7 protein-coding genes and 2 pseudogenes are annotated in these 11,130 nt (G+C 36.9%); 5 read left to right on the top strand and 4 right to left on the bottom strand.

Annotation, left to right across the window (positions count from 1 at the left end):
* Positions 1 to 191: 191 nt before the first annotated feature.
* From QGN23_RS02515 to QGN23_RS02500, 4 genes and pseudogenes are all read left to right on the top strand, one after another.
* Complete coding sequence (locus QGN23_RS02515) at positions 192 to 2,264, top strand: alpha-ketoacid dehydrogenase subunit alpha/beta (RefSeq protein ID WP_282905462.1); 2,073 nt, start codon at positions 192 to 194, stop codon at positions 2,262 to 2,264.
* 338 nt (positions 2,265 to 2,602) lie between these two features.
* The gene (gene ligA, locus QGN23_RS02510; protein ID WP_282905461.1) at positions 2,603 to 5,062 is read left to right on the top strand and encodes an NAD-dependent DNA ligase LigA; all 2,460 of its coding nucleotides are present in this window, start codon (positions 2,603 to 2,605) and stop codon (positions 5,060 to 5,062) included.
* Between the two features lie 9 nt (positions 5,063 to 5,071).
* Positions 5,072 to 5,482, top strand: a pseudogene (locus QGN23_RS02505) (exonuclease domain-containing protein); the annotation flags it as partial.
* Between the two features lie 174 nt (positions 5,483 to 5,656).
* Positions 5,657 to 5,890 (top strand): annotated as a pseudogene (locus QGN23_RS02500) (BRCT domain-containing protein); the annotation flags it as partial.
* Between the two features lie 89 nt (positions 5,891 to 5,979).
* Here the strand turns inward: QGN23_RS02500 and QGN23_RS02495 are convergent.
* The 4 genes from QGN23_RS02495 to QGN23_RS02480 all read right to left on the bottom strand — a co-directional run bounded on the left by QGN23_RS02495 (position 5,980) and on the right by QGN23_RS02480 (position 10,707).
* Entirely contained in the window at positions 5,980 to 7,557 is a 1,578-nt protein-coding gene (locus tag QGN23_RS02495) for a DHA2 family efflux MFS transporter permease subunit (protein WP_282905460.1), read from the bottom strand.
* A 73-nt stretch (positions 7,558 to 7,630) separates the two neighbouring features.
* Positions 7,631 to 8,743, bottom strand: coding sequence for an HlyD family secretion protein (locus tag QGN23_RS02490; RefSeq protein WP_282905459.1), 1,113 nt, complete (start codon positions 8,741 to 8,743; stop codon positions 7,631 to 7,633).
* A 43-nt stretch (positions 8,744 to 8,786) separates the two neighbouring features.
* Positions 8,787 to 10,106: a TolC family protein gene (locus QGN23_RS02485; RefSeq protein ID WP_282905458.1), complete on the bottom strand. Its 1,320-nt coding sequence runs from the start codon at positions 10,104 to 10,106 to the stop codon at positions 8,787 to 8,789.
* Entirely contained in the window at positions 10,090 to 10,707 is a 618-nt protein-coding gene (locus QGN23_RS02480; RefSeq protein WP_282905457.1) for a TetR/AcrR family transcriptional regulator, read from the bottom strand. Before QGN23_RS02480 ends, QGN23_RS02485 begins: the two co-directional genes overlap by 17 nt.
* A 205-nt stretch (positions 10,708 to 10,912) precedes the next feature.
* Between QGN23_RS02480 and QGN23_RS02475 the strand changes: the two genes are divergently transcribed.
* Positions 10,913 to 11,122: a hypothetical protein gene (locus QGN23_RS02475; protein ID WP_282905456.1), complete on the top strand. Its 210-nt coding sequence runs from the start codon at positions 10,913 to 10,915 to the stop codon at positions 11,120 to 11,122.
* The last annotated feature ends 8 nt before the right edge of the window (positions 11,123 to 11,130 follow it).

Genomic DNA, 11,130 nt, shown 5'->3' with positions numbered 1-11,130 from the left:
TATTTTTAACTTAGACATTTATGGAATAAAAAACGATCATTTATAATAAGTGTAATATCTGACAGAAACAGTTGAAATAAACTGCTCATTTTACATTATTTTTAATTTAAATGAAAATAAAGCCCGTACAAAGAGATGCTTTAAAATTTAATATTTTTCACCTTCCATTAAAATTTTTATCTTTGTTCACTATGGAAATTGATACAAAACAAAAAGTTTCTCAAGAGATTTTACTGAAAGCATTCCGGCACATGATGATTGCCAAAGCAACTGCCGATGTTTACGAAGAAAACAGAAATATCTGCAAATACGTGCACTCTACTTCCCGCGGTCACGAAGCCATTCAGCTTGCCACTGCTTATCAACTTACCAAAGAAGACTGGGTTTCGCCCTATTATCGCGACGAAAGTCTACTTTTAGGAATTGGTTTTGAACCTTACCAATTGATGTTGCAATTGTTGGCGAAATCAGATGATCCATTTTCTGGCGGACGTTCTTATTATTCGCATCCATCAAGTCGGGAAGAAAACCTTCCGAAAATCATCCATCAAAGTTCCGCCACCGGCATGCAGGCGATCCCTACCACAGGAGTTGCACAAGGAATCAAATATATTCAGGAATTTAAATTAAAGGAATACGAAAACAATCCGGTTGTTGTCTGCAGTTTCGGTGATAATTCTATTACAGAAGGCGAAGTTTCCGAAGCTTTTCAGTTTGCCGCACTTCATCAATTGCCGATTATATTTTTAGTTCAGGATAATGAATGGGGAATTTCGGTGACCAAAGAAGAAGCCAGAACTTCCGATGCATATGATTTCGCTGCCGGATTTGTTGGTTTAAATAGAATGAAAGTTGACGGAACTGATTTCGAGGCGAGTTTTTCAGCTATGGAAAAAGCAGTCGATTTTGTTCGGACTGAAAGAAAACCGATGTTGGTCTGCGCAAGTACCGTGCTCATCGGACATCACACTTCAGGAGTTCGCAGAGAATTCTATCGTGATGAAGAAGATTTAGCAAAACATAGGGCTAAAGATCCGGGGAATCTTTTGAGAAAACGGTTATTGGAAGAAGGAACCGATGAAGATTTTTTAAAACAAATAGAAAAAAAAGCCCGGTTAGAAGTTGAACAGGCATTCCAGAAAGCCATTGATGCAGAAGATCCAAAAGCTGAAACCGTAGAAAATCACGTATTCGCTCCTACGCCGATTACGGAAGAAGTTGGTGAAAGAGAACCACAAGGTCAGGAGAAAATTGTGATGGTCGATGCCGCCATTCACGCCATTCAGGAAATCATGTGGAAACATCCCGAAGCGTTGCTTTACGGACAGGATGTTGGTGAAAGAATTGGTGGAGTTTTCCGGGAAACGGTGACTTTAGGAAAAAAATTCGGGAACAAAAGAGTTTTTAATACCCCGATTCAGGAAGCCTATATCATCGGTTCTACGGTCGGAATGAGCGCAGTTGGTTTGAAACCGATTGTGGAAGTTCAGTTCGCCGATTATATTTATCCCGGAATCAATCAGTTGATTACCGAAGTTTCGAAATCGTGTTATTTAAGCAACGGAAAATTCCCGGTGAGCAATATCATTCGTGTTCCGATCGGCGCTTACGGCGGTGGCGGACCGTATCACAGCGGAAGCGTGGAAAGTATTTTATGCAATATTAAAGGAATTAAAGTGGCTTATCCGAGCAATGCAGCCGATTTCAAAGGTTTATTAAAGGCGGCGTTCTATGATCCAAATCCTGTCGTAATGTTGGAGCATAAAGGTTTGTACTGGAGCAAGGTTCCGGGAACCGAAGAGGCGAAAACCATCGAACCGTCGGAAGATTACATCTTGCCTTTCGGAAAAGGAAATATCCTGTTAGAAGCAGATCAAACCGAAACAGAAAAAGGAAGAACCATGCTCATCGTCACTTACGGAATGGGCGTTTATTGGGCAAAAGAAGCCGCAAAAAGTTTTGCTGGGCAAGTCGAAATTATCGACTTGCGAACTTTAATTCCTTTGGATGAAAAACTGGTTTTCGAGCGAACAAAACTGCATGGAAAATGTCTGGTTTTAACTGAGGAACAACTCAATAATTCTTTCGCAGAAGCCTTTGCACACCGAATTTCTAAAAACTGTTTCCAACAATTAGACGCGCCGGTTGAAGCGATGGGTTCCTTGAATTTACCAGCAGTTCCTATTAATTTAATTTTAGAAAAAGAAATGCTTCCAAATGCTGATAAAGTGGCGGAAAAAATTGGGGAAATGCTTTCGCAATAATCGGACATCTTAGATATTTAGAAAATTCTCATTCATTAAAAATGAGAATTTTTTAAATGATAGTCAAATAAAAAGAATTCACACGACCTAAATCCACTTTACGGTTTTCCGTATTTTTCTGTGGGTTGAATCCTATTTGTTTACAAAAATTTACTATGAAAAATCAATAGGAATGGCTCAGATAGTTATCGGAATTAGCTCGTTTTAATTACGAATCCATTCGGCTTTAGTCATAACTTAATTAAAGTTTAGAACCCGTCCATACTCAAAATAATTTTCCTTTTTTTCAATAATCAAATAAAGGTTTTAGTATTTTTGTAGAAATCATCATTCACAAAATGTCCGAAAACATCCAACAAAAAATTGAAGAACTGCGTGCGGAACTTCATCAGCATAATTATAATTACTACATTTTAGATGAAGCTACTATTTCAGATTTCGAATTTGATCTGAAATTGAAGGAACTTCAGGAGTTGGAAAAAGCGTACCCCGAATTTTACGACCCCAACTCTCCTACTTTGCGTATTGGTGGTGAAATCACCAAGAATTTTCCGACCATTCAGCATCAATTCAGAATGTATTCTTTGGATAATTCTTATGATTTCGATGATTTAGAAGACTGGGAAAAACGCATTATCAAAACCATTGATGAACCCGTAGAATTTGTAGCTGAACTGAAGTATGATGGCGCTTCAATTTCTATTTTATACGAAAATGGAAAACTGAAACAGGCGGTCACCCGTGGCGACGGTTTTCAGGGCGACGAAATCACAGCGAATGTGAAAACGATTTCAGATATTCCTTTAACACTGAAAGGCAACTTTCCCCATCAGTTTTTTATGCGGGGGGAAATTTATCTGACCCGAAAAAACTTTGATAAAATAAATCTCCGACGCGAAGAAGAAGGTTTGGACTTATTTATGAATCCTAGAAATACCGCGTCAGGCAGTTTGAAAATGCAGGACTCGGGAGAAGTGAGCAAGCGCAAACTTTCAGCCGTTCTCTATCAGTTTATTTCTTCGGAAATTCCGGCAGAAACGCATTGGGAACTCTTGCAAAATGCCAGGAAATGGGGTTTCAACGTTTCTGAGCAGGCAAGATTATGTAAGAATTTAGATGAAATCAAAGACTTCATTAATTATTGGGATCAGCACCGGCATGAACTTCCTTTTGAAATCGACGGAATTGTTTTAAAAGTAAATTCAATTCAGCAGCAGTCAAAACTGGGTTTCACCGCCAAATCACCTCGTTGGGCAATGGCTTACAAATTCAAAGCGGAAAAGGTAGAAACACAATTACGATCCGTGACTTATCAAGTTGGAAGAACCGGCGCAATTACGCCTGTTGCGAATCTGAAACCGGTATTATTGGCTGGAACCATAGTTAAAAGAGCCAGTTTGCACAATGAAGATATCATTAAAAAACTCGGTTTGCATGAACATGATTTTGTTTATGTTGAAAAAGGCGGTGAAATTATTCCAAAGATTGTAGGAATTAATTTAGAAAAAAGAAATCCCGAAAACAAAGAAATTCAATACATCACGCACTGTCCCGAATGCGGAACGGAACTGGTGAGAACTGAAGATCAGGCGATTCATTTCTGTCCGAATGAAAATGGTTGTAAGCCACAAATAATTGGAAGAATTCAACATTTTGTGAGCCGGAAAGCCATGGACATTGAAGGTTTGGGAGGAGGAACTATTGATTTACTATTTCACAATAATATAATTTCAAATTATGCAGATCTATATAATCTAAAAAAAGAAGAAATAATAGGTCTTGAGAAATGGCTTGAAAATGATAATTCTGGAATTAAATTTAATAATGAACTGCAAGTCGTTTTATCGAAAGCAATTTTTGCATTGTCAAAAAGTTGGGGGAATTTAACTGTGAAAGAAGCGGAAGATTTATCGAACGAAATAAAATGTATAGACAAAATTGCAGATATTAAAGTTTCTTCTGATAATAAGAAATTAGTGAAATTTCAGAAACACATTCTAGAAGCAAAAAAGAATGTTGTTTATTCTGATTTTAATTCAATTGATAATTATGTATCTCTAAATTACATCTTACAATTAAAATTCCCTAAATACTTTTGCATAAAAACGGACAACTTATTTGATGATAAATCTTCAATTTTAAATTCACTAAACTATATTGATGAAATTCTAAAAATTAATGATTTCAGAAATGACAAACATTTCGAAGCTTTTATAGCGAGTATTTCTGATAGAAGCAGAGTTGGTATAAAAGAAAAATCTGCAGAAATTATTATTAAATCTATAGAGAAATCGAAAGAAATTTCCTTTGATAAAGTATTATTTGCTATCGGTATAAAACACGTAGGAGAAACAGTTGCTAAAAAGTTAGCAATTCATTTTCAAAACATTAATAATTTGATTAATGCGTCAATTCCTGAAATTGCAAGCGTTGAGGATATTGGTGATAAAATAGCAGAAAGTATCGTTGATTTCTTTTCTAAAGAAAAAAACCAAGAGATATTAGGTAGACTGCAAATAGCAGGTTTACAGTTTACATTAAATTCCGAATTAGAACCAGTCTCAAACTTACTAAATAATATGACTTTTTTGTTTACCGGTTCATTAACAAAATTTACACGTGATAAAGCTCAAAAATTAGTTGAAGAAAATGGTGGTCGTAATTTGTCAGCGGTAAGCAAGAATTTGAATTATTTAATTGCAGGCGAAAATGCCGGAAGTAAAGTCAAAAAAGCAGAAGATATAGGAACCGTAAACATAATAACAGAAGAAGAATTTTTAAATTTGATTAATCTATAATTATTACAAATGCTTGAAAGTTTTATTGCACTAGATTTTGAAACTTCTTATGGACATATCCCTTGTTCAATCGGAATAGTTGAATTTAAAAATGGAGAACCTATCTCTGAATACTATTCTCTAATAAAGCCAATCGACCTAAAGTTTAATCCAATAAACTCCAGGATAAATGGAATTTATTTGGAAGATGTTCAAAATGAAAGAGAATTCTGTGAGATATGGAATGAAATTGAAGGTTTTTTCCACAATCAAAATATTATTGCTCACAATGCTTCAACCGATATTGCTATACTCGAGAAAACTTTAAGCTTTTATAATATTCCGCATCCCACTTATAGAACATTTTGTACTCTTTCAATTTCAAAGACAAAGGTTAATCTTGAAAATTATAAACTTTCAACTTTAGCAAAGCATTTCAAAATTGAACAAAATAATTATCATAATGCTTTAGATGATGCGTTTGTTTGCGGTTATTTATTCAATCATCTCATTGATGGAGCTTTTGAATATCAGTTTAAAGAAAGAATCAAAAAAGAAAAATCAAGTTCTGTTTCATTAATTAATGTAAATAAAAATAATCTTTTATCAAGTTGTTCAAATTTACTTGATAACAAAACCTTCTTATTCACCGGAAAACTCTGCCTTTTCACTCGCGAACAAGCCGAAGAAATGGTCGAAAAACACGGCGGCAAAAATATCTCCGCGGTTTCTAAAAATCTGAATTATCTGGTGGTTGGCGAAAAGGCCGGAAGTAAACTGAAAAAAGCCCAGGACATCGGAACAATCGAGATTCTGGATGAACAGGAATTCCTGGACCTGCTCAAGTAATATTTTAATAAAGCGTAAAAACAATACGGTTTAGATTGGAAGTTCCCTTTATTTTTAAAAATAAAGGGAACTTCCTGATTTTTATTTTATTAATGAATATCTCCTAAATCAATATTTGCTTTTCCTTTTCGTTCTTTTACGAATAAAACAAACGGAATACAGATCAAAAACAAGATGCCCAGGTAGAGAAAAACATCCATATAAGAAAGAACTGTTGCCTGTTTCAATACTGATAAATCCAAAATTTTATAGGCAGACTGCAAGGCGACATCGGGTGTGAATCCTTTGGCCTGAAACATCGCTTTCAGTCCGGCGATTCTCTGTTGTACATCAAAACTGTTTGCATCTAAATGGCTTGATAAAGCTGCCTTGTGAATCGAAGTTTGATTAGAAATAAAAGTAGTAATCGCCGCAATTCCGAATGAACCTCCCAACTGACGCATCATTCCGGTGAACGATGCTCCCTGACCAATTTCCTGACCTTTCAAAGTACTTAAAGCTAATGAGGTAATCGGAATAAACAGTAAACCAAGACCGGCTCCTCTTACGATCAGCATCCAGAAGAAATCAGATTTTCCGGTATCCGGCGTGATAATATTGTAGCCCCAGAAACTGTAGACAAAGAAAAGCAGCAATCCGAGCGAAACCAGAATCTGCTGTTTTACGCCTCTGGTGAGTAATCTCCCGATAATTGGCATCATCACGGCGGTAGTTAAGGCCGCAGGTATCATTAGTGCGCCGGATTCCAGCGCCGTCCAGCCCATAATACTTTGGGTATAAAGCGGCACAATAAAGGTGGATCCATATAAACCGAATCCAAGGATAAATGACATAACGGTACCAATTCTTAAATTCCCGTTTTTCAGAACTCTTAAATCTACAATAGGATATCTGAAGGTAAGTTCCCGCCACAGGAAGAGAATAAATCCGATGACCGCAACTACGGTAAGAACGATAATTACTTTGCTGTCAAACCAGTCATCTTCATGTCCTTTTTCAAGAATGTATTGCAGCGAGCCAACAAATGCTGCAAGCAAGCCGATTCCCAGCCAGTCGACATCTTTCGCTTTTCTTTTTTCGGAAAATTTAGGACTTCGGATAAACTGCAAAGTCAATAATGTTGCTGCAATTCCAATGGGAATATTAATATAAAAAATATAAGGCCAGCTGAAATTATCTACGATATAACCTCCTAAAGGTGGACCTAAAGTTGGCCCAATAATCACTCCCAAACCGTAAATCGCCTGCGCCATACTCCTTTTTGCAAGCGGGTAAGATTCGGTAATAATCGTTTGCGAAGTCACCAGTAATGCGCCACCACCGATTCCCTGCATTAATCTGAAGAAAACCAATTCCCAAATGCTGGTTGCGTTTCCGCAGAGAAATGAAAATATGGTAAAAATCACGATTGAAGCGGCAAAATAATTCCGTCTTCCGAACTGTTGGGACAGCCAACTCGTCATGGGAACAATAATTACATTCCCAATGGCGTACGCGGTGATGACCCAACCAACTTCAGAAAGTGTGGCTCCCAGATTGCCTTTCATGTCATTCAAAGCCACATTCACAATTGTAGAATCTACAATTTCCAGGAGTGCACAAAGAATGGCCGTAAGGGTTATGATGACACGTCTTGCGCCGTATTCGACTAATAAATCCTCTTGCATTTTTATTGCTGGATATTTGATATCGGATGGATTGGGAATGAGATCTATAAAATACCCAATCTTTAATCCAATATTATTTTAAATTCACGGTTGTTTTCACATTCATTCCCGCACGAAGTTTTTTTGCGATTTCCGGTTTCAATTTTACAAAATCTATTCTTACCGGAAGTCTCTGAACGACTTTTACAAAGTTCCCACTCGCATTATCCGGAGGAAGAATAGAAAACGAAGAACCTGTCGCCGGAGAAAATGATGTCACTTTACCCTCGAATTTTTCTTTAGGAAAAGCGTCGATTTCGATATCTACCGTTTGTCCTTCCACCATCTTTGAAAGCTGGGTTTCTTTAAAATTAGCAATTACCCAAACATCGTTATCTCGAACCAGACTGAATAGCTGTGAGCCTGCCTGTACAAATTGCCCCTTTTGAATAGGAACTTTTGAAACAAAACCATCTTCGGATGCAAGAATTACAGTGTAAGAAAGATTGAGTTTGGCATTTTCGACATCCACTTCCCGTTGCTTAACCATCGAATTTGCTACACCGATCTGCTCAGAACTTGCTGCGGTTTGTGAGGTTACAATTCCAGGTTGTTGCAATACCTGATTTTTTTGATCCACTAAAACCTGTAACTGCCGGTCAGCAGATTGTTTTGCTGCCAAAACAGTTTCATATTGCTGTTGCGTAATGGTGTGATCTTTTACCAGATTTGCATATCTTTTTAAATCCTGAGAGGTTTTCCAGACATTTACTTTTGCGGCTTCAATCTGTGCATTGGCTGTGGCAACTGCTGCATTAGCAGAATTAATGTTTTGAGAAGCTGCATGTGTAGAAGCAATTGCGGTCTGTACATTGCTTCTTGCGGTTCCCAATGCTGCTGCTGCTTGCTGAAGAGTCATTTTCTGGTCACGGTCATCGATGACAATAAGGGTATCTCCTTTTTTCACAAACTGATTATCGCGCACTTTTACTTCGGAAACATATCCCGAAATTTTAGAAATTACCGGACTCATATTCGATGCAATCTGTGCATCATCGGTCTCTTCATGAGCTAAACCATAGGAATAAGCTCTGTATCCAATGACTCCACCGACAATTAAAACGATAGCTAAGATAATCGGAAAAGTAAGTGATTTTTTCTTTTTGATTTCGGGAAAAAATTCTGGTTGTGTATTGTTATCTTCCATTTTTAAAAAAAATATTATAGTTTAATTCTTGGTCTAAATTTTATTAATGTAAAGTCAAAATTCCGGTCGTTTGCAAAAGTTTTCGGTAAGCTAAAGCGGCATCTGCTTTTGCATTGACCACATTTACGTTGGCAGAAATCTGTGCCGTATCAGCGTCCAAAAGTTCAGTGATGGTCGCTAAACCGTTATCGAATTTATTTTTGGTGACTCTGTAATTTTCGTTCGCCTGAGCCGCTGCTTTTTCGTAAACGGCGATTTTCTTTTTCGCAAACTCCGAGTTCTGGTAATCTCTGTTAACTTCTAATTTAATTTGATCATTTAGTAATTCATTGGTCGCAGAAAGTTGTTTTTCTGTAGCCGCAGATTTCATTAAAGAAGAATTCTTTTTCCAGAGGTTATCGATATTATACTGAATTCCCACCCCGATATTTGCCGCATTGGTAATGGTCAGGATTTTCGGGATTTCCGCAGCAATATATCCGCCGGTTAAAGCGATGGTGGGTAAGCTTTCAGCTCTTGCTGCTTTTGTTCCCAATTCTGCCGCTTTTCTTTGATAATCTAGTGCCTGTACATCTTTCCGCTGAGAAACGGCTTGGTTTAAATAATATGAAACCGGTTGATTTTCAGTGAGTTCTGAAATGTAATCAGGATCGATTTCGATTTCCGTTGCGTCAGGTAACCCTAAAAGTAAATCCATATTGATGTTGGCAATATTGAAGTTATTGTTCGCATCTAAAAGCTGAAGTTCAATATCTGAAGTCTGCAGATTCGCTTTCAACTTATCGTTTCGCGCGATGATTCCGTTGTCCTCTAATTTCTGAAAAGACTCATCCCTTTTTTGAGAAGCCGTAAGATTATCTTCCAGAACTTTAATTTGCTGACTGGCTTTAAACAAATTATTGTAAGCTTGCGAAACATTATAAGCGACCGCCAATTTGTCGTTCTCGGTACTGAGTTTTGAAGCTTCTACTAAATATTCTGCCGACTGAATTCCATATTTAATTCGGCCGCCCGCATAAATCGGTAACGAAGCAGCAACGTTTCCATAGAAAGCAGAATTTGCTTTTGGTGTAGTACTTCCTCCATTTGTAGAAGGCGGCAAAACCTTGAGATCAACATTGGCATTGGCTAAAGCCAGAGCACTTGCGGAAACTTTCAAACTCGGCAGTCTGTTATTTTTAGCTTCAAGATAATTGGCGGTCGCCTGATCGATTTTTGCCTGATCGATTTTAAGATTTTTAGAATTCTGAATTCCCAGATTTACCGCTTCATCAAGGGTCAGCATTTTCTTTGCCTGTGCATGAACCGTGATTCCGATGGCCGAAAAAACCATCGCAATCAGGGGACTATATGTTTTCTTCATAACCTAAAAGGTGTTTTAATATATTTTGGACATGTATTTTAATTTCATCGAAATACTGATTTTCGTAATTTTCATCACCCTCAAAAAATTCCTTGTAAACTGGAAGCGTATTGAGTGCTGTAAAAATGGTTCCTGAAACTGTAGAATGCAGAAATTCTATGCGTGGTCTTTTGGTAAAGGTTTTATTTTGTAATCCTTTTTCGATGAGTTCGCTGTAAATAGCCAGAAATCCTTTTTTAGATTTATTTAAAAATTCTGCGATATGAGGATTTTTATTGCTCAGCTGCTCTCTTTGTAAAATACGGTAAAAAGTTTTCAAATTTTTCACACGATCCGCATAACGGTTAATAACAGTGACCAGTTTTTCCCACTCATTCAAATTGTCGTTGGCTAAAATATCTTTACTGAATGCCAAACTTTCGTTCATCCTTACTTCGAATATTTTTACGAAAAGCTTTTCTTTGGAGCCGAAATAATAGGAAATCATCGAAACATTTACCTTCGCTTTTTTAGAAATCTCCCGGGTAGAACTTCCTTCAAAACCCTTTTCAGCAAAGAGTTTTTCGGCATGTAATAAAATATGTTCTTCTTTGGAAATCATAATATCTGATTTTTTTGAGGGTGCAAATTTAAATAAAAACAGAAAACAATCAAACGATTGATTGATTTTTTTTCTGTAAATAAATATAGAAACCGTCTATAATATTCCATGCGATTTTGTGTGAAAAAAATTTAAATGAAAGTGATTGAACGATCCAAAAATAATTTTAACTTTGCTATATCAATAACCATTAAAACCAAATTTTATGAAAAAAGTAATTTCAGTGTTAGCCGTCACCATTTTCACTTTGGGATTTGCTCAGGAAGCTCCGAAGAAAGCCTGTTGTTCCGGAAAGGATAAAAAAGAATGTAAAATGGGTGACAAGAAAGACAGTAAAGCATGCACTATGAAAGATCACAAAGACTGCAAAGGCACTTGTGACATGAAAAAGGAGGAAAAGAAAAAAGCCGCTTAAAAATAGAA

The organism is Chryseobacterium gotjawalense, assembly GCF_030012525.1.
Taxonomy (GTDB): Bacteria; Bacteroidota; Bacteroidia; order Flavobacteriales; family Weeksellaceae; genus Kaistella; species Kaistella gotjawalense.
The sequence above is the reverse complement of the archived record's forward strand: the minus strand, read 5'-3'. Positions and strand labels throughout refer to the sequence as shown.